Annotated in this window: 16 protein-coding genes; 4 read left to right on the forward strand and 12 right to left on the reverse strand. The window is 65.3% G+C overall.

The genetic code is table 11. The annotated features are described in order from the left end of the window. Positions 1-13: 13 nt before the first annotated feature. Positions 14-1,342, reverse strand: a complete 1,329-nt coding sequence (locus FJ543_RS25065) for a dicarboxylate/amino acid:cation symporter (RefSeq protein ID WP_140661530.1) — start codon at positions 1,340-1,342, stop codon at positions 14-16. A 166-nt stretch (positions 1,343-1,508) separates the two neighbouring features. On the opposite strand from FJ543_RS25065, the gene FJ543_RS25070 reads away from it, so the two are divergent. Genes FJ543_RS25070 through FJ543_RS25080 form a run of 3 tightly spaced genes read left to right on the forward strand, consistent with a single transcriptional unit; the run spans position 1,509 to position 5,269 of the window. Beyond that, entirely contained in the window at positions 1,509-3,464 is a 1,956-nt protein-coding gene (locus FJ543_RS25070) for a sensor histidine kinase (RefSeq protein ID WP_140877976.1), read from the forward strand. Further along, complete coding sequence (locus FJ543_RS25075; protein ID WP_140877978.1) at positions 3,461-4,816, forward strand: sigma-54 dependent transcriptional regulator; 1,356 nt, start codon at positions 3,461-3,463, stop codon at positions 4,814-4,816. Before FJ543_RS25070 ends, FJ543_RS25075 begins: the two co-directional genes overlap by 4 nt. A gap of 27 nt (positions 4,817-4,843) precedes the next feature. Beyond that, on the forward strand, positions 4,844-5,269 hold the full coding sequence (locus FJ543_RS25080) for a GNAT family N-acetyltransferase (RefSeq protein ID WP_140877980.1): 426 nt from the start codon (positions 4,844-4,846) through the stop codon (positions 5,267-5,269). Here the strand turns inward: FJ543_RS25080 and FJ543_RS25085 are convergent, their stop codons facing one another. The 9 genes from FJ543_RS25085 to murA all read right to left on the reverse strand — a co-directional run bounded on the left by FJ543_RS25085 (position 5,270) and on the right by murA (position 16,077). After that, positions 5,270-6,385 carry an anhydro-N-acetylmuramic acid kinase gene (locus FJ543_RS25085; protein WP_140877982.1) on the reverse strand — a complete coding sequence of 372 codons (1,116 nt, stop codon included), beginning with the start codon at positions 6,383-6,385 and terminating at the stop codon, positions 5,270-5,272. Then, positions 6,385-7,392 carry a serine hydrolase gene (locus FJ543_RS25090; protein ID WP_140877984.1) on the reverse strand — a complete coding sequence of 336 codons (1,008 nt, stop codon included), beginning with the start codon at positions 7,390-7,392 and terminating at the stop codon, positions 6,385-6,387. Before FJ543_RS25090 ends, FJ543_RS25085 begins: the two co-directional genes overlap by 1 nt. Positions 7,393-7,642: 250 nt before the next feature. Next, positions 7,643-9,391, reverse strand: a complete 1,749-nt coding sequence (locus FJ543_RS25100) for an ABC transporter ATP-binding protein (RefSeq protein WP_140877986.1) — start codon at positions 9,389-9,391, stop codon at positions 7,643-7,645. Beyond that, positions 9,388-10,227 (reverse strand): ABC transporter permease, encoded by an 840-nt coding sequence (locus FJ543_RS25105; RefSeq protein WP_015318982.1) that lies wholly within the window; start codon positions 10,225-10,227, stop codon positions 9,388-9,390. Before FJ543_RS25105 ends, FJ543_RS25100 begins: the two co-directional genes overlap by 4 nt. Continuing rightward, positions 10,227-11,186, reverse strand: coding sequence for an ABC transporter permease (locus tag FJ543_RS25110; protein ID WP_140715197.1), 960 nt, complete (start codon positions 11,184-11,186; stop codon positions 10,227-10,229). The genes FJ543_RS25105 and FJ543_RS25110 overlap by 1 nt, the downstream gene beginning before the upstream one ends. Before the next feature lie 31 nt (positions 11,187-11,217). Next, positions 11,218-12,729, reverse strand: coding sequence for an ABC transporter substrate-binding protein (locus FJ543_RS25115; RefSeq protein ID WP_140877988.1), 1,512 nt, complete (start codon positions 12,727-12,729; stop codon positions 11,218-11,220). A 120-nt stretch (positions 12,730-12,849) separates the two neighbouring features. Further along, positions 12,850-13,773 (reverse strand): N-acetylmuramic acid 6-phosphate etherase, encoded by a 924-nt coding sequence (gene murQ / locus FJ543_RS25120; RefSeq protein WP_140877990.1) that lies wholly within the window; start codon positions 13,771-13,773, stop codon positions 12,850-12,852. A gap of 169 nt (positions 13,774-13,942) precedes the next feature. Then, positions 13,943-14,824, reverse strand: coding sequence for an N-acetylglucosamine kinase (locus FJ543_RS25125; RefSeq protein ID WP_140617419.1), 882 nt, complete (start codon positions 14,822-14,824; stop codon positions 13,943-13,945). After that, a complete protein-coding gene (gene murA, locus FJ543_RS25130) occupies positions 14,821-16,077 on the reverse strand; it encodes a UDP-N-acetylglucosamine 1-carboxyvinyltransferase (protein WP_140823409.1) in 1,257 nt (418 codons plus the stop codon). Before murA ends, FJ543_RS25125 begins: the two co-directional genes overlap by 4 nt. Positions 16,078-16,228: 151 nt before the next feature. Between murA and FJ543_RS25135 the strand changes: the two genes are divergently transcribed. Beyond that, positions 16,229-17,089 carry a MurR/RpiR family transcriptional regulator gene (locus FJ543_RS25135; protein ID WP_140877992.1) on the forward strand — a complete coding sequence of 287 codons (861 nt, stop codon included), beginning with the start codon at positions 16,229-16,231 and terminating at the stop codon, positions 17,087-17,089. Between the two features lie 5 nt (positions 17,090-17,094). Here FJ543_RS25135 and FJ543_RS25140 read toward each other — a convergent pair whose 3' ends face one another. Both FJ543_RS25140 and FJ543_RS25145 read right to left on the reverse strand, forming a co-directional pair. Continuing rightward, positions 17,095-18,450, reverse strand: coding sequence for a glutamine synthetase family protein (locus FJ543_RS25140; RefSeq protein WP_140877994.1), 1,356 nt, complete (start codon positions 18,448-18,450; stop codon positions 17,095-17,097). Positions 18,451-18,692: 242 nt separating this feature from the next. After that, positions 18,693-19,391: a GntR family transcriptional regulator gene (locus tag FJ543_RS25145; RefSeq protein WP_140661516.1), complete on the reverse strand. Its 699-nt coding sequence runs from the start codon at positions 19,389-19,391 to the stop codon at positions 18,693-18,695. Positions 19,392-19,426 lie beyond the last annotated feature (35 nt).

Here is a 19,426-nt window from a genome sequence, read left to right on the forward strand (position 1 = left end):
ATGAAACCGTGGATCACTCGGCGGGAACGATGTCCGCCGGCAGGCTGTCGTCGGCGGTCCCAGCCAGCGCTCTCGCCAGCTTGGCCTCGTCGAGTTCGCCTTCCCAGCGCGCCACGACCAGCGTCGCCACCGCATTGCCGACGAAGTTGGTCAGCGCCCGGCATTCCGACATGAAGCGGTCGACGCCGAGGATCAGCGCCATGCCGGCGACCGGCACCGAGGGAACCACCGAAAGCGTGGCGGCCAGGGTGATGAAGCCTGCCCCGGTGATGCCGGCGGCACCCTTGGACGACAGCATCGCCACCAGCAAAAGCAGGATCTGGTCTGATATCGACAGATGGATGTTCGTCGCTTGGGCAATGAACAGGGCGGCAAGCGTCATGTAGATGTTGGTGCCGTCGAGATTGAAGGAATAGCCGGTCGGGATGACCAGTCCGACCACCGAGCGCTTGGCGCCGGCCTTCTCCATCTTCTCCATCAGCGAGGGCAGGGCCGCTTCCGACGACGAGGTGCCGAGCACCAGCAGCAGCTCTTCCTTGATGTAGCGGATCAGCGACAGGATCGAGAAGCCGTTGTAGCGGCAGACGGCACCGAGCACGACGAACACGAACAGGAACGAGGTCGCGTAGAAGGTTCCGACCAGCATTGCGAGGTTGATGACCGAGCCGATGCCGTATTTGCCGATGGTGAAGGCCATCGCACCGAACGCGCCGATCGGGGCTGCCTTCATCAGCACGCTGACCAGCTTGAACATCGGCGCCATCAGCGCTTGCAGGAAATTGAGCACCGGCGTGCCCTTGTCGCCGACCAGCGCCAGCGCGATGCCGAACAGCACCGAGAAGAACAGCACCTGCAGGATGTCGCCGTCTGCGAAGGCGCCGACGATCGTCGTCGGGATGATGTTCATCAGGAAGCCGGTAACCGACTGGTCATGTGCCTTGGCGGCGTAAGTGTTGACCGTCGAGGCGTCGAGCGTCGCCGGATCGATGTTGAAGCCGGCGCCCGGCTGCACGACATTGGCCACGACAAGGCCGATGATCAGTGCCAGCGTGGAGAAGGTGAGGAAGTAGAGCATCGCCTTGCCGGCGACGCGGCCGACCTTCTGCAGGTCGCTCATGCCGGCGATGCCGGTTGCCACCGTCAGGAAGATGACCGGGGCGATGATCATCTTCACCAGCTTGATGAAGGCGTCGCCGAGCGGCTTCATGCTCTCGCCGATCGCCGGATAGTAATGGCCGAGCAGGATGCCGACGGTGATCGCCACCAGCACCTGGACGTAGAGCTGGGCATAGAGGGGCTTGCGCTGCGCGGCGGGCGCGGCGGATTGGTCTGCGATATGCATCGAACTCTCCCTGGCCGGATGGACGGAACCCGCCCTGCGTGACTTCTCCCATCGCGGCGTTCCGGTCGCCCGCCGCTGCACGGATGTTTGCAAACGCTGTGCCAGATGCCGGACAGGCCGGAATCCCTGGGTTCAGCCGTTCCTGCCTTGCCTTTGACGGAGAGTTGTGCGGATTTCCGCACAGGTCTTGTTTGCCTGGGCGGAATTCCGCATTAGACTGGGGGCAAAGCCGGGGAGCAAAGGGAGAGGGCCGACGCCACAACAGCGCATCGATAGCGGATCCCCCGGGTTTGCCGGCCGCGACCTGCTGCGCGAAGCGGTAGCGCGCCTGCGCGGCCGTTGGCTGTTTGCGGCAATAGCGCTCGCTCTGCTTGCCGGCGCGGTTGCCACCGCCGGGCGCATCGCCGAGGGTCAGGCCGCCGATGACCTGCGCGACGGGGCATTGGCCGCCTTGCCGCTGGCGGCCGGAACCCTGACCGGCGAAATCGAAAAGCAACGTCTCGTGCCGCTGGTGCTGGCGCGCGACGATGCGGTGCGTGAGGCGCTGCGCCGTGCCGGGAAAGTCGAGGAAACAGCGCTCGACGCCAAGCTGAAGGCCATAGCCGGCGATGCGTCGGCCTCGGCCATCTATGTCATCGATACGGCGGGCATGGCGATATCGGCCAGCAATGCCGGCCAGCCGGACAGCTTTGTCGGCATCGATTATAATTTTCGCCACTATTTCACCGATGCGATGGCCAAGGGCGCGGCCAGCCAGTATGGCCTCGGCACGATCAGCGGCAAGCCGGGACTCTACCTTGCCGGCCGTGTCGACGACGGTGGCAAACCGCTTGGCGTCGCGGTTCTGAAGGTCGAACTCGGCGGTGTCGAAGCCAATTGGCGGGCGAGCGGCTTTCTCGTTTTCGTCACCGACGAGCGCGGCGTCGTTCTGGCCACCAGCCAGCCCGACTGGCGGTTCCATGCGCTGGCGCCGCTCTCCGCCGCGGATGCCGCCGCGGCGCATGACCAGCTTCAACTGGTCGACGCCGCCTTCGAGCCGCTGCCGATACGGCGTGGCGCCGGTGACGGCCTGGCGACGATCGAAGAAGCCGGAAAATCGCGCCGGTTCGTCGAGGTGGTGCAGGACTTGCCCGGTGCCGTCCCCGGCTGGCGCCTGTGGCTGCTGACGCCCGCCGATGCCGCCTTGACCGCCGCCGCCAACACGGCGCGCCTGACGACACTGCTCGGGCTGCTGCTGATGGGGCTGCTTGCCTATGTGTTCACCCGGCGCCGGCGCACACGCCGGCTGCGGCAGGAGGCGCTGGCGCGCATGAATGCCGAACTCGAAAGCCGGGTCAGTTCCCGGACCGCCGAACTGACGCGATCGAACACGGCCCTTGCCGGCGAAATCGCCGAGCGCGAAAACGCCGAGGCCAAGGTCCGCCGGCTGCGCGACGATCTTGCCCAGGCCAACCGGCTCTCCATCCTCGGCCAGATCGCCGCCGGCGTGGCGCATGAGATCAATCAGCCGGTCGCCGCCATCCGCACCTATGCCGAGAATGCCCGCCGCTTTCTCGAGGCCGGCAAGACCGAACCGGCAAGCGGCAACCTGACCTCGATCGTCTCGATGACCGAGCGCATCGGCGCGATCACCAGCACGCTGCGCACCTTTGCGCGACGGCCTGGCGTCGCTGCCTCGCCCTTGCCGGTACGCGAGGCGATCGAGGGCGCGCTGTCGCTGCTGTCCGGCCGCATCCGCGATTCCGGCGTCACCATCGTCAAGCCGGGCGGCACCGCATCGCCATTGGTGATGGCAAGCCGCATCCGGCTGGAGCAGATCCTCGTGAACCTGTTGCAGAACGCGCTGGACGCCATGAAGGACCGGCCTGATCCCGGCATTGAGATCGACCTCGCCGAACGCGGCGACCGCGTGCTGATTTCGGTGCGCGACAATGGCCCCGGCCTCGATCAGGACGCCGCCGCCAATCTGTTCATGCCGTTCCAGACCACCAAGGAGAAGGGGCTTGGCCTCGGCCTGGTGATCTCGCAGGAGATCGCCCAGGAATTGGGCGGCACGCTGCGGCTCGACCCCGGCACCGCCAGCGGCGCATCCTTCACCATCGACTTGAGGCGGATCGAATGACGCAGGGATCAGGGCTGGTCGCGCTCGTCGACGACGATGCGGATCTGCTGCATGCCACCACGCAACTGCTCGAACTTGCCGGCTTCACGGTGATCGGGCTCGACGCCGCCGAGGCAGCGCTTGGTGTCGTCGACAGGGACTTCGAGGGTGTGGTCGTCAGCGACATCCGCATGCCCGGCATGAATGGGCTGCAACTCTTCGACCGCGTCAAGGCTGTTGATCCCGACTTGCCGGTGATCCTGGTCACCGGGCATGGCGATGTCGATCTTGCGGTCGCCGCGCTCAAGGATGGGGTCTATGATTTCATCCCGAAACCCTATGCGGGGGAGCGTCTGGTGGAGGCGCTGAAACGTGCATCGGAGAAGCGGCGGCTGGTGATGGAAAACCGGCGGCTCCGCGAAGCCGCCGCACTTGCCGCGGACGGCATGCCGTTGATCGGCGAGGCGCCGGCCATAAGGCGGTTGCGCGAGACCTTGCGCCAGATCGCCGACATGGACGTCGACGTGCTGGTGGAAGGCGAGACCGGAACCGGCAAGGAAGTGGTGGCCGACCTCCTGCACCGGTGGGGCCGGCGGCGTGCAAAGCCGTTCGTGGCACTGAACTGCGGCGCTCTGCCCGAGACCGTCATCGAAAGCGAGCTGTTCGGGCACGAGGCCGGCGCGTTTACCGGGGCGCAGCGACGGCGGATCGGCAGCATAGAGCATTCCAGCGGCGGCACGCTGTTCCTCGACGAGATCGAATCCATGCCGCCGGCCCTGCAGGTCAAGCTGTTGCGGGTGCTGGAGACGCGCAGCCTCACCCCGCTCGGCTCGAACGAAACAAGGCGCCTCGATCTCCGGGTCGTCGCGGCGACCAAGGTCGATCTCAGCCGGCAGGACCAGCGCAGCGATTTTCGCGAGGATCTCTATTTCCGCCTCAACGTGGTGACGCTGCGCATTCCGCCGCTGCGCGAGCGGCGCGGCGATATCGAGATGCTGTTCGGCCACTTCCTTGGCAAGGCGGCGAAACGGTTTGGCCGGCCTGTCGCCAAGGTGAACGCCGCCGTGAGCCATCATCTCCAGTCGCACGACTGGCCGGGCAATGTGCGCGAACTCGCCCATTTCGCCGATCGCGTCGCGCTCGGTCTTGGTCCCGATGACGAAACCAGGTTCTCGCCCGCACGATTGCCAGCGCCCGCCGCCGCACTGCCGGAGCGGGTCGGGCATTACGAGGCGCAGCTCATCCGCGACGCGCTGCGCGACCATGGCGGCGACGTGCGCGGCGCCATCGACGCGCTCGGCGTGCCGCGCAAGACGTTTTACGACAAGCTCAAGCGCTATGGCATCGCCGCATCTGATTTCCGTCCCTCTTGATCTTTCCAAGCGAGTATCGCGAAAGCCATGAACACGACACTTGAAACGACCGCCGATCCCCTGCCGGAAGAACTCGCCCTTCTCAGTGAACGGCTGACGGCGTTCAACGACGGCGATGTCGGCGCGTCCGAAAAGAAGGCGCTGGCGGTGTTCGTGCGCGACGAGATCGGGGCGATCGTCGCCGGCATTTCAGGCTACACCGCCTGGGGCTGGCTCTACGTGCAGTGGCTGTGGGTCGACGAAAGGCTGCGCGGCCAGCACATGGCAGGCCGGATGCTCGACGCGGCCGAACGCGAAGCCGTGGCGCGCGGCTGCCAAAACGCCTGGATCGACACATTCAATCCCAACGCCGCCAAGGTCTATCAGAGGCAAGGCTACCAGCCTTTCGGGACGCTGGCCGATTTCCCGGTCGGCCGCAGCCGCATCTTCCTGCGGAAGAAACTGGTCGACTGATCAGCCAGCCAGCTTTCCGCCGCGCATCGGCCGCGGCGCGCCCGTCGTGCTCGGGAAACTGATCGGCAGGCCGCGCAGCACGCGAACCGCGAGGAAGGCAAAACACTCCGCCTCCACCGCGTCGCCGCTCCAGCCGAGGCTTTCGGCCAGTACGACCTCGACCCCGGCGCGGCTGGCGAGCATCGCCATCATTGTCGGGTTGTGGCGACCGCCACCGCTGACCACCAGCTTCTTCGGCCGGCTGGGCAGAAGGTCGAGCGCCTTGCCGACAGCCGACGCGGTGAAGGCGGTGAGCAGGGCCGCGCCATCCTCGGCGCTCAGGCCGTCGGCCATGGCCGCGCCGAAATCGAAACGGTCGAGTGATTTCGGATAGGCCTTGGTCAGATAGGGATGCTGCAACAGCTTGGCGAGCCGGGCTTCGTCCACCTTTCCCGCGCGGCCAAGCGCACCGTCGCGGTCCATTTCGCCGAGCCCCTTCGATTTGATGAAGTCATTGAGCGGCGCGTTGGCGGGGCCGGTGTCGAAGGCGATGACATTGTCGGCGCCGTCCCACCAGGTGATGTTGGCGACGCCGCCGAGATTGAGTACCGCCACCTCGCCACTGGCGCCGGCGCCGCGCATCAGCGCGGTGTGATAGGCAGCGGCCAAAGGCGCGCCCTGTCCGCCGGCGCGCATGTCGGCCGAGCGGAAATCGTAGGCGACCTTGGTGCCGAGGATGGCATGCATGAGGTCGCCGTCGCCGAGCTGCCGGGTCTGGCCGAGCCGTCCGACCTGCGGCGCGCGATGCAGCACGGTCTGGCCGTGAAAGCCGACGACCCCGATCTCGGCCATCGTCATGCCATAACCTTCCACGAGTTCCTTCACCGCTGCCGACTGCGCGCGCGTCAGCGCCTCTTCGGCCTTGCGGAAAATCGCAGGTTCCGGCCCGGTGAAATTCCAGGCCCGCGCCGCCGCCAGCGTCTCTTCCAGCAGCGACCGGATCGACGCGGGATAAGGCATCAGCCGGTAAGTGCCGAAATCGTCCATCCGCTCGCCATCGGTCTTGATCAGGGCGACATCGATGTTGCCGTCAAGCACCGTGCCGGTCATCAGGCCGACGGCCCAGATTGGTTCCATCATTGAGCTCCATTGATGAGGTCGCCGACCGCTTGCCGAAGCTGAACGATGCCGCTGTCGAAATGACGTGTCGGATGGATCCGGTTGGTAAGCAAGGTCCATGCCTGACCCTTGTCGAAGTCGATCCACAATCCTGTGCCGGTGAAGCCGGTGTGGCCGATCGTTCCCGGACCGCACAGCGCACCGCCGGACCAGCCTTGGTAAGGGCGCTCCCAGCCATGGGTGCGGGTGGCCGATAAGGGCTCGCGCATCAGCGCGATCAACCGTTCGGATGCGCCGGTTCCGTCCAGCAATCCCCAGGCGAAATCGAGCACCGAAGCAGCTGTGCCGAACAGGCCGGCATGACCCGCACCCTGCAGCGCCGAGCAATTGTCGTCGTGGACCTCGCCGGACAGCACGCGATGGCGCCAGGTGCAGTCCTCGGTCGCCGCGGCGGCATCGGGTTCCGCGAACCAGGCAAAGCCTGGGCCGGGTTCCATGGCGCGGATGCTCTTGCCCGACAGCCGCTCCATCGCAAAGCCGAGCAGGATGAAGTTGATGTCGGAATAGACAGGGTCGCGCGCCCGCCATTCGCGCTGCAGGACGAAGGCGCGCAGCAGCTCGGGGTCCCGCCCATAGGTGTAGATCGGCTCGACGGCCGGAAAGGGCGTCTGGTGGCCCAGGCACTGGCGAAACGTCACCTCCCGCTCCCATGCGTTCGCGTCATACTGGCGAAGGTCGGGAAGCAGGGAAATCAGCGGCGCGTCGAGATCGATGATGCCGTCCTGCGCCAGCGCCAGGATACGCGGCGTGGTAAAGATCACCTTGGTCAGCGACGCCAGGTCGAACCAGGTCTCAACAGTCATCGGCCTGACCTTAGGCACAAGCTGCGCGGAGCCGATCGCTCTGGTGATGCGCTCGCCGTTTCTGCCGACCAGGCCGAGCACGCCGCCGGGAATGCGCTTAGCCGCCACTGCCGCTGCGAGCGGTTGGAACGCGCGATCGAAGAGCTGGGCAAGGGGGCTCAATGCCGGCCACCGCACGTGGGCATGTCGTCAAACGGAAAAGTCGGCGATCCTTCGCACCCCCCTCTGTCCTGCCGGACATCTCCCCCGCAAGGGGGGAGATTGGCCGTAATAGCGGCTTTCGCCAATCGCCGACGTCGCAGGAAGGGGCGGGATGCCGAAGCTGCTAATCTCCCCCCTTGCGGGGGAGATGGCCGGCAGGCCAGAGGGGGGTGCTGTCCCGCCGACCTTGCATATCCCAGTGCACCGTCCATCACACCTCCACCCTCGCCATGTGATCCCCGCCAAACCGCTCCCATTTCGCCGGCGCCGGCTCGAACCCTGGCGGGCGCACCAGCGAAGGCACCTGGCGTGTGTCGATCTCGAAATGCTCGCGCCGACGGTCGATAGCCGGAACGGCTGATATGAGCTTCTTCGTATAGGAATGTCTCGGCTTCGACAGCACGGACTGTGCGTCGCCGATCTCGACGATCTGGCCGGCATAGATGACTGCGATGCGGTGCGCGATCCGCTCGACCACCGCCATGTCATGCGAGATGAACAGATAGGCCAGCCCAAACTCGCGCTGCAGGTCGACCAGCAACTCCAGCACCTTGGCCTGCACCGACACATCGAGCGCCGACACTGCTTCATCGAGGACCACGACGGACGGGTTGAGCATCAGCGCGCGCGCAATGCACAGCCTTTGCCGCTGGCCACCGGAGAATTCATGCGGATAGCGCTCGAGGCTGTTCTTGGGCAGGCCGACGCGTTCCAGCAGGCGCGCCATTCTGGCCCGCGTTTCGGCATCCACCCGGCCGCCGGTGGCGATCACGGGTTCCGCCAGAATGCTCTCGATCGTCAGCCTTGGATTGAGAGAGGCATAAGGGTTCTGGAACACCATCTGTATGGGCCTGGCGCTGCGCCTCGGCGAGGCCGCTCGGGCGCCGACCGAGAAGCCGCCGCGCGCCGGCCGCACAAGCCCTAGCACCGCCTTGGCGGCAGTGGATTTGCCCGAACCGCTTTCGCCGACGATGGCCAGCGTCTCGCCGTGCATCAGGTCGAAATCGACGCCGTCGACGGCATGCACCGCGCCGGTGGCGCGGCTGAAGAAACTGCTCTTGAGGGGAAACCGAACCACGAGGCCATCGACCTTCAAGGCCGGTTCGGCGCTCGCGCCGTTGTCGCGTTGCCCATCCGAGCGCGTCGCGCGACCGCTGGCGAAATGCGGCACGGCGTGCAGCAGATGCTGGGTGTAGGGATGCTGGGGGCTGTCGAGGATCCGGTTGAGCTCACCCTGTTCGACGGCCTGCCCGTTCTGCATCACCATCACCTTGTCGGCGATGCCGGCAACCAGGCCGATATCGTGGGTGATGAAGATGACGGACATGCCGCTTTCGCGCTTCAGCTCGGCAAGCAGCGCCATGATCTGTGCCTGCACGGTAACGTCGAGCGCCGTCGTCGGCTCGTCGGCGATCAGCAGGCGCGGGTTGCAGGCCAGTGCAATGGCGATCATCACCCGCTGCAGCATGCCGCCGGACAGCTGGTTGGGCGTGTATTTCAGCCGCCTTGCGGCATCGGGAATGCGCACGCGGTCGAGTGCGTCCTTGGCTGCCGCAGTAGCCTGCCGGCCGGTCAGGCCGCGATGCAGGCGGAACGATTCCTCGATCTGGGTGCCGATGGTCAGCACCGGGTTGAGCGAGGTCATCGGTTCCTGAAAAATCATGCCGATCTCGGCGCCGCGAATGCCGGTCAGTTGCGGTTCGGTCGCGGTCGTCAACTCGAAGACGGTCCCATTGGCCCGCTTGAGCTTCATCGAGCCGCCAGTGATGCGGCCGCCACCGAAATCGACGAGCCGGTTGATCGACAGCGCCGTCACCGACTTGCCCGAGCCGCTTTCGCCGACAATGGCCAGCGTCTCGCCATCGGCGATATCGAAACCGACGCCGCGCACCACCTCGTTGGCCCGGGGGTCGCGGCCGAAGCCGACGCGCAGGTCCGAGACTGACAAGAGCGGGGTCATGCGAACGCGCTCCGCATCCTCGGGTCGAGTATGTCGCGCAAGGCGTCGCCCAGAAGGTTGAAGCCGAGAATGCTGATCATGATCGCCAGCCCCGGGAAGATCATCAGCCAGGGTGCCGTCTCCATCAGGTTGCGGCTGTCGCTCAGCATCAGTCCGAGCGACGCGGCGGGCGGCTGCGTGCCGAGGCCGAGAAAACTCAAGCCGGCTTCGGTCAGCAGCGCCCAGGCCAGTGCCAGCGTCACCTGTACGGTCAGCGGCGCCACCAGGTTGAGCAGCAGGTGGCGCGTGACGATGTAGCTTGAGCTGCTGCCGAAGGTGCGCGCGGCATCGACGAATTCGCGTGTCTTGAGCGACAGCGCGGGGCCGCGCACCACGCGGGTGAAGATCGGCGTGTAGACGATGCCGATGGCAACGACGCTGGTCCAGGTGCCGGGGCCGGCAACGGTGACGATGAGCAGCGCCAGGAGGATCGCCGGGAAGGCCAGCAGCACGTCCATGATCCGCATCACGACGCCGTCCCAGCGGCGCCCGAGCCAGGCGGCGGCCAACCCCAGGATCGTTCCGGCAAGCGCCGCGAAGGCCACCGAGAAGAAGGCGACGGTAAAAGACTGGCCGATGCCCGCCATCAGGCGGCTGGCGACGTCGCGGCCGAACAGGTCGGTGCCCATCCAGTAGGCGGCGCTGGGCGCATGCAGGCGGTCGATACGGTACTGCGTGATCGGATTGTGCGGCGTCAGCCCGAGCAGGCCGAGGATGGCAAGCAGCAGATAGACGCACACGATGACGCCGCCAATGCGGCCGCTGCCATGGCCGAAGATGGCACGCAGGATGTGCATCACTGTTCCCCCAGCCGGATGCGCGGATCGAGCGCGACATAGGCGAGGTCGACCAGGAGATTGACGATCATGAAGTTGAAGGCGATGAACAGCACGCTGCCCTGCACCAGCGCGTAATCGCGCTGCAGGATCGCGTCGAGCACCATGCGTCCGAGGCCGGGCAGGGCGTAGATCTGCTCGACGATGACGGCGCCGCCCAGGAGGTAGCCGAATTCTATGCCGCTCAGCGTCACCACCGGGATCAGTGCATTGGGAAGCGCATGCCGCCAGATGACGCTGCGCGCCGAAGCGCCCTTGCTGCGCGCGGTGCGCACATAATCGTCGCTCAACACGTCGAGCATTGCCGAGCGCGCAATGCGGGTGACCGATGCCGCGAAGGCAAAGCCGAGCGTGATGGCGGGCAGGATCAACTGGCTGAGATTGCGCAAGGGATCCTGCCAGAGCGGCACGAATTCGCCCATCGCCGGCAGCACGCCGAAGCCCGCCGACAGCGTGTAGATGATCAGCAAGCCAAGCACGAAGCTCGGCGTCGACTGGCCGATCATGGCGACGACGCGCACACCGAGATCGGACAGCTTCTCGTTGTGAGTGGCGGCGTAGATGCCGGCCGGCATGCCGACGGCAAGTGCAATGATCATAGAGAGGAGCGCCAGCTCCAAGGTCAGCGGGAAGCGCTCGAGGATGACGTCGAGAACCGGCCTGCCATAGGTGACGGATATGCCGAAATTGCCGTGCAGGATGCCGCCGATCCAGCGCCAGTACTGGACGAACCAGGGCTGGTCGATGCCGAAATAGGCGGCGAGCGAATCCCGTTGTGCCGGCGTCAGCAGGCCGGCCTCGGTGCCCAGCATCGCCGTGATCGAATCGCCGGGCACCATCCGGATCGCGACGAAGACCAGGATGGACACGCCAAGCAGCACGAGAGGAAACGTCGCCAGCCGTCGCAGGAGATAGTTCACGCCAGGAAGACCTCTCGTCCCATTGCCGAAGCTACTGGATCGTCACCTTGCTCAGGCTGAACAGCGTGCCGGTCGGCGTCGGCACGAAACCGGATATGTTCTTCTGCTGCGCCGTGTAGCTGTAAGAGGTGTAGAGCCAGATCCACGGCGACATTTCGGCGAGATGCTTCTCGAATTCGGCGAAGATCGCTTTGCGTTTGGCTGGATCGGTCTCTGCGCGGCCCTGCTGCATCAGGCTGTCGAGCGTATCGTCGATGTAGTTCGCCACCTTTTGCAGATTGCCTGATTTGGTCCAGTAGCGGTTGTACATGGTATAGGGGTCGGCCCGGCCGCCATTGAGCGCGATCGCCATGTCGAAATCGCCCTTCAGCCAGGCGTCGACATAGACGTTGAGTTCCATCATCTTGATATCGAGTTTGACGCCGATTTCGGCGAGCTGCGACTGGATGACCTGGGCTTCGGCCGCTGCCGTCGGCGGCTCGCCCGTGGCGCCGATCACGGTCGCCGAAAAGCCGTCGGCAAAGCCGGCCTCGGCCATCAGCTTCTTGGCCCTTTCGACATCGCGCTTGTAGCAGAACAACTGGCTGGGATCGGTGGCCAGCGCCGGGATGGTCAGCGGTCCGGTGACCTTGCCTTCGCCCAGCGCGGCGGTGTCCAGCACCTCCTGCCGGTCGATGGCGCAGGAGATCGCCTGGCGCACCTTGAGCTCGGTCATCGGCTTCCGCGACGGGTTGAGCTGCAGCACGTTGTAGGCCAGCACCGGCACGCGGTTCAGTTGCAAGTTGGCTTCCTTCGGCACCAGCGTGGCGACGAGCGGATCGTTGAGCAAGGCGAAATCGATCTGCTTGGTGCGCATGGCGGCGAGGATCGCCGCCTCGTCGGGCAGCACACTGATCTCGATGCCGTCGACGCCGGTCGCGCCGCCGGCCCAGTTCTTGTTGGCGCTCAAGACTTCCTTGGCGTTGGGATCCCACTTGTCGAGCTTGAACGGGCCCGAACCGACCGTCCTGGTGCCGATCGAGCCGGCCTTGATCTCGGCCACCGGAACGATGGCCGCGTTGACGTCGCTCATTGCCGTCAGGATAGGCGCGTCGGCCTGCGACAGGTGGAACACGACGGTCGCCGCATCCGGCGTGTCGATGCTGGCGATCGACAGGAAGTTGGCGCGGGCGGCGGCACCGGTCTTCTCGTCGAGAATGCGCTCGAACGACGCCTTGACGTCGGCCGGGGTCACGGCGGTACCGTCCTGGAATTTCGCCTTGGGATCGAGCTTGAAGGTCAGCTCCTTGCCGTCCTTCGAAAACTCCCAGGAGGAGGCGATGGCGGGGATGATCCGCAGGCTGGCGTCGACGCGCACCAGCGGCTCATAGATCAGCTCCAAAAGCCGCAGCGAGGAAAAGGCCGTCTGCTTGTGCGGATCAAGCCCGGTGGCGTCCTGGGACCAGGCCATGTGCAGCGTCGCCGCCTGCGCCGAAACCGTCGCGATGCCGAGCATCGCGGCAAGGGTGATGCCCGAAAGCAGCCTTCTTGTAAGATGAACCATTCTCGTCTCCCATTATTGAACTCGATGCCTTGCAGTTTCCGAGGACCGCTTCCAAGGCACACATGCTATGGAGTGTCGGCCCAGTCTATGCGGCTTGACGCCGTCTTGTCTAAAGCGGCTTCAGGTCGCTTCGTCGCCGATCGCCTTTCGCAGGAACCCTCCGGCCCTGGACAAAGCGGCCCGCGCCGCGTCGACATCAAGGCCCGTGATGGTCACCAGGATCGCCAGCTTGACGTCCTTGCCGGTCCGGTCGAGCGCCTGCCGCGCCTGCGGCGCGGTACAGCCGGTCGTCTGCATGACCATTCTGATCGCCCGGGCCACCAGCTTCCTGTTCGACGGGTTCAGGTCGACCATCAGATTCTGGTAGCTCTTGCCGATCCGGATCATCGAGGCCGTGGTCAGCATGTTGAGCACCAGCTTCTGCGCGGTTCCCGATTTCAGCCGCGTCGAGCCGGTGAGCACTTCGGGGCCGACGATCGGCGAGATCGCGATGTCGGCGATACCGGCAATGGCCGATGCCGGATTGCAGGAGAGGGCGACCGTCGTTGCGCCGATCTGCCTGGCATGGGTCAGCCCGCCGATGACATAGGGCGTGCGTCCGCTGACCGCGATGCCGACCACCACGTCGTCGGGTGTGAGTCCGATCCCCTGTAAGGCCTTGGCGCCCATCTTCGGGTCATCCTCGGCGCCTTCGAGCGAGCGCACCAGCGCGTCGGACCCGCCGGCAATCAGGCCGACCACCATGCCTTCGGGCACGCCGAATGTCGGCGGGCATTCCGAAGCGTCGAGCACGCCAAGCCGGCCGCTGGTGCCGGCGCCCATGTAGATGAGGCGCGCGCCCCTCTGGAAGGCAAGCACGATCCGGTCCACCGCGGCGGCGATTTCGGGCAGCACCTTTTCGACGGCCGCTGGGACGATCTTGTCCTCGTCATTGATCCTGCGCAGCACGTCGAGGGTCGGCAGCAGATCGATGTCGACGGTCCTTGGGTTCCGACCCTCGGAAACCAAGCGATCCAGCTCAGACATCAATCCTTGCTCGGTCATCCCAGCGCTTTCAAAAATTCTGCCGCACGACGCCCGGCATGACTCGACGGGCAGCCAGTGCGGACGGACCTTGGGGTCCGTCATCGCAGTTTTTCTTTGTTAACTTTCTAGAATTTGATATTCGTATCGTCAACGGAGATTTGGAATATTCTATTCCTGCCCAAATTGGCTATCCCTTGCAAACCGAACGCTTGGCAAGAATGATCGCGCCGGATACGGCGTCGCCGTCGGCGGGCTTCAGGCGGCGGCGCACATCGGGAGAAAGCCAGGGCTCCAGCGGGCTGGCGAGGCCGCCCAGCAACGTCACGCGCAGCGCGCCTTTTTCGAACAATACCCGCACCAGCGTGTCGATCTGTTCGGCGGCACCTTGCACGATGCGGCGCCCCACGGGATCGCCCTGGTCGGCATGGCGCATCACCATGGGTGCAAGCGCGGCATAGTCCGTGGCACTGGCGCGGTCCATCCAGGCGACAGCCTCCATGGGGTCGCCCGCGAAGCGCTGCATGACCTCCGCCAGCAGCGCCGTGCGCTCGTGGCGGCCGTCATGGGCGCGCAATGCCAGTTGCACGGCTTTCAATCCAAGGTCGGCGCCGCTGCCCTCGTCGGAGATCGGAAACCCGTAGCCGCCGGCGCGCAGGTCGCGGCCCTCGACGAAGCCGAGGCCGATCGAGCCGGTCCCGGCGATGACGATGGCGCCGTCCCGGCCGGAATGCGCGCCAAGGCAGGCACCGATGCCGTCGCTGACGAAGTCGATGCTGGCAAAGGGATGCGCGATTGCCCGCAACGCCTCAAGCGCGCCTTTGCGGCCGATGCCGGCAAGGCCGATGCCGGCATGGATCTTGGCGGTCTCGGCTGGCGCGAAACCTGCTTCCTCGATCGCCGCGCCGAAAGCTTTGGCGATGGAGGCCCAGGCTGCCTCGATGCCGAGCCGCGTCGTCGCCGGCCCCGACAGGCCCTGTCCCAGCACCGTGCCTTGCGCGTCCTCGAGACGGGCGCGGCAACCGGTGCCGCCGCCATCGACGCCGAGAAAATAATCCGCTTCGGTATTCATGCGCCCAGCCGCTCGATGCCGGCGCCGCACAGGCGCAGCTTGCGGTCCAGTTGCTCGTAGCCGCGGTCGAGGTGATAGACGCGGTTGATTGTCGTCTCGCCTTCACAGACCAGCGCCGCCAGCACCAGCGACACCGAAGCCCGCAGATCGGTGGCCATCACTTGCGCGCCGTGCAATTTCTCGCCGCCGCGCACCAGCGCCATCGTGCCTTGCAGCTTGATGTTGGCGCCGAGCCGCATCAGTTCGGGCACATGCATGAAGCGGTTCTCGAAAATGGTTTCGCGCAGCAGCGACGCACCCTGGGCGCAGCACATCAGCGCCATGAACTGCGCCTGCAGGTCGGTCGGAAAGCCCGGATAGGGTTCCGTCGTCAGATCCGCGGCCTTGAGCGGCCGGTCGCGCGAGACGATCAGACCGCGATCGCCTGGCCAGACGCTGACGCCGGTCGCCTCCAGCAATTGCACCACCGAGGCCATGTGCTCGAGCCGGGCGTGCGTCAGTTCGAGCTGGCCGCCGGTGATGGCGGCCGCGATGGCATAAGTGCCGGCCTCGATGCGGTCGGGGATGATGTCGTGCCTGGCGGCGTGCCAGCTGGTGTCGCCCGCGATCAGGATACGGTGCGTGCCGGCGCCTTCGATGCGCGCGCCCATGGCAACGAGGCAGGCGGCGAGATCGGCCACTTCCGGCTCGCGCGCCGCGTTCAGGATCTCGGTTTCGCCCTTGGCCGCGGTCGCCGCCATCATGGCGGTTTCCGTCGCCCCGACCGATGGCGAGGGGAGCACGATGCGCGTGCCGGTCAGCCCGTTCGGGGCCGAGGCGACGATCAGGCCGTTCTCGACGGCGATCCTGGCGCCAAGCGCGGCGAGTGCGGCGACATGCATGTCGACCGGCCGCGCGCCGATCGCGCAGCCGCCCGGCAGCGAAACCCGGGCATGGCCGAACCGCGCCAGCAACGGCGCCAGGACGAGCACCGTCGCCCGCATTTTTCGTACCGTGTCGTAGGAGGTCTCCTTGGAAACGGCGGTACTTGTGTCGATTGTGGCGGCATGGGCGGACCGGGTGATTTCGGCGCCGTGAAGTCGCACCACGCCGAGCATGTTTTCGACGTCGGTCACATCGGGCAGATTGGTCAGTTCCAGCGGGTAGGGGCTGAGCAGCGCAGCCGCGATCTGCGGCAAAGCGGCATTCTTGGCGCCCGATATGGTGACCGCGCCTTCCAATCTCCGTCCGCCGACGATCCGCAATCTGTCCATGGCTGAAACCTTGACGGCCACATCCGATGACCTGCCCGGGGAATCCCCGAGCGACCCCGGGTCGAGCCGAGAATTAATTCTGCGTTCTTGGCTGTCAATCAAATTTGGAATAATTTATTCCTCGTCTTGCAGTGAAGAGCGAGGGGTTCCCGTGTCCGTCTTAAGCAGGATCAGTGCCGAGCTCGACGGCATGGCGCCCGGCGATCGCGAGATCGGCCGTTATATCATCGACAATCCCGACCAGATGCTGCGGCTGTCGACGGCGGCACTTGGGGCCGAGATCGGCCGCAGCCAGTCTAGCGTCGTCAAGTTCAGCCAGAAGCTCGGCTATGCCAGCTATCAGGAGCTCAAGCTCGCCGTCAGCGAGGCCAAGGCGCAGGATTGGCAGGTGCCGGCCGGCGTCATCCATGGCTCGATCGAGGTGGGTGATACTTTTCCGGTCATCCTGAAGAAGCTGATCGGCAGCAAGCTGCTGTCGATGCAGCAGACCGTCGCCGCCAACAGCGAGCGCATCCTCTCCAGGACGCTGGACCTGCTTGATGGCGCGCGGCGCATCCATCTGGTCGGCGTCGGCGCCTCCTCGCTGGTGGCGCGCGATTTTTCATACAAGCTGATGAAGCTCGGCCGCAATGTGCTGCATGACAGCGACAGCCACATCCAGATGGCCAACGCCTCGACGCTCGGGCCTGACGATGTGCTGTTCGCGCTGTCCTATTCCGGCGCCAGCATCGAAACCTTGCGTATCGCGGAGCTTGCCAGCAAGCGTGGCACGACGGTGATCGCCGTCACCGGCCTGCACGACAATCCGCTGAGCCGCGTCGCCGACATCCGCCTCTACACCCTCGCCGACGAGGAACGCGCGCGCTCTTCCTCCATCACCGCGCGCGACGCGCAGCTGACGCTGACCGACCTTCTGTTCATCCTGCTGGTACAGAAGCAGCCCGACGCCAACGACTACGTTCACAACAGCGAGGCGGCGGTCACGGTGCTGAAGGCCGAGCGCTCGTCGTAAAGGCCTCAGACGCTTTCGAGATAGGTCTCGATCTCGAAATCGCTGACGTTGAGGGCAAACGTATTCAATTCCTGGCGTTTGCAGGCGACGAAGGAGTCGCGCAGAATCGCCGGGAAGATCTCCGCCACATGCGTCCCGCCTTCAAAGGTTGCAATCGCCGACGCCCAGTCCGGCGGCAATTTGGCCGGGGCAACGCCTTGCCCGTCACTCCCCGCCGGGTCGCCTGGCGACATCTGCTTCTCGATGCCGATCAGCGCGGCGCCCAGTATGGCGGCAAGCACGAGATAGGGGTTGGCGTCGGCTCCCGAGACGCGATGTTCGATGCGGCGCGCGCCGGTCGGGCCGCCGGGGATGCGGATCGCGACCATGCGGTTCTCGTAACCCCAGGCGACCGCGGTCGGCGCGTAGGATCTCGGGCGCAGCCTGCGGTAGGAATTGAAGTGCGGCGCGAACACCAGCGTGCTTTCGGCCATCGCCGCCAGCAGCCCGCCGACCGCGTGCCGCATGGTGTCGGAACCCTGGTCGGTGCCGTCGTCGAATACGTTGCGCCCATCGGCATCGACCAGGCTGAAATGGACATGGAAGCCGTTGCCGGCGCGATCGCCATAGGGCTTGGCCATGAAGCAGGCGGCAAAGCCGTGTTTGCGGGCAATGCCCTTCACCGTGCGCTTGAACAACACCGCATCGTCGGCCGCCCGCAAGGCGTCGGCGACATGGTTCAGGTTGATCTCGAACTGGCCGACGCCGTTTTCGGCGATTGCCGTGTCGACGGGAATGCCTTGCGCCCGGCAGGCTTCATAGATGTCGTGGATGAAGGCTTCGAAATCGTCGATCTCGTCGATCGACAGCGCCGCGTCGGAATCGAGACGCCGCCCGGTGACCGGTGAGACCGGTCCGACCGGCCGCTGCGATTGCGGATCGACCAGGTAGAATTCGAGTTCGGTCGCCGCGACAGGCGTCAGGCCGAGCGCCTTGTAGCGACCGAGGATGCGAGCCAGTGCCCGCCGGGGGTCGCCGAGATAGGGCGCTCCGCTCTCATCGGCGAGCCAGAGCGGGACGAGCGCCGTCGGATGCGCCGTCCATTCCACCGGCAGAATGCCGCGACCCGTCCATTGGCAAAGGCCATCGGCATCGCCGGTCGAGAAGACCAGGCTGTTGCCTTCGATGTCCTCGCCCCAGACATCGAGCCCGATCAGCGAGTAGGGCATGCGCAGCTTGCCCTCCAGTGCCTTGCGGGCCTGCTCGACGGGGATGCGTTTTCCCCGCATGATGCCGTTGAGGTCGCACACCGCGGCCCTCAGGCTCTGGATGTCGCTTCGGCTTTCAAGCCAGTTCAAAACGTCCGCAATTGCATCGCTCAATTTCAAACCTCTGGTTCCCTGCGGTGTCGCGTCTGAGGCGAGCACCCTATTTTTACGACAAAGCGGCTGATGAGTTCATGAAGGCATCTCCGACATCGGTCGGAAAAGTTTCCTTCATTTTTTCAAGTCATTAGCCGGTATGTCGGGAGGCATTTCAGGAACCAATTGCGCGATCTGCGATCGCAACATAGCGACAAGGCAAGGGAAAGCCAAGCGGCATCTGGGGTCCAGGAGACACCGGCCTAGCTCCTCGCTTCCGGGAATCTGACCTGCCGCAGGATGTGGGCAGCACCCTCGTCGATGTCGCGAACGATGGCCGCCCGCGCTCGCGCACCGTCCTGCGCCTCGATCGCGGCAACGACTTCCTCGTGATAGTCGATATCCAGGATGGAGGAGAGGTCGTCCTCGAATCCCACGGCGAGGTTTCTGAGAAACGGGCCGACCTGCATCCACACCGTCTCGATCAGGAAGATCATCTGCTCGTTGCCGCAATGGCGATAGATCGAGAACTTAAAATCGTGGTTCTTCCTGAGATAGTCGCCGATATCGCCTTTGCGGGCCGTCAGGGTCAGTTCTGTGCAATGGCGTCGGATCGCCCGCAGATTGTTGCCGTTGATCAGTTTCGTCGCAAGCTCGGTCGCCGGGCCTTCGAGCAGTGTGCGCACGGCGGTCAATTGCGAGAACCGCTCGGCCGAGATCACCGGCACCTCGACGCTGCCATTCGGCATCGGGCTCAGTGCCCGCAATGCCTGCAGCCGCATGAAGGCACTGCGCACCGGCATGTCGCTGGTGCCGAGTTCCCTGGCGAGCCTGCGCGAGGTCAGCTTCTGACCGGGCAGGAATTGGCCCGACATCAGGGCTCGCACAAGCTCCAGATAGACCTTCTCGTGCAAGGGCACGGTGTCGACGGCGGTCAAACCGAAATGTGTTCTGCCGGCCATTGGCGGGGCGCACCTTCATCCGTTCTGAAAATGAC

The organism is Mesorhizobium sp. B2-5-7 (assembly GCF_006440875.1).
Lineage (GTDB): Bacteria > Pseudomonadota > Alphaproteobacteria > Rhizobiales > Rhizobiaceae > Mesorhizobium > Mesorhizobium australicum.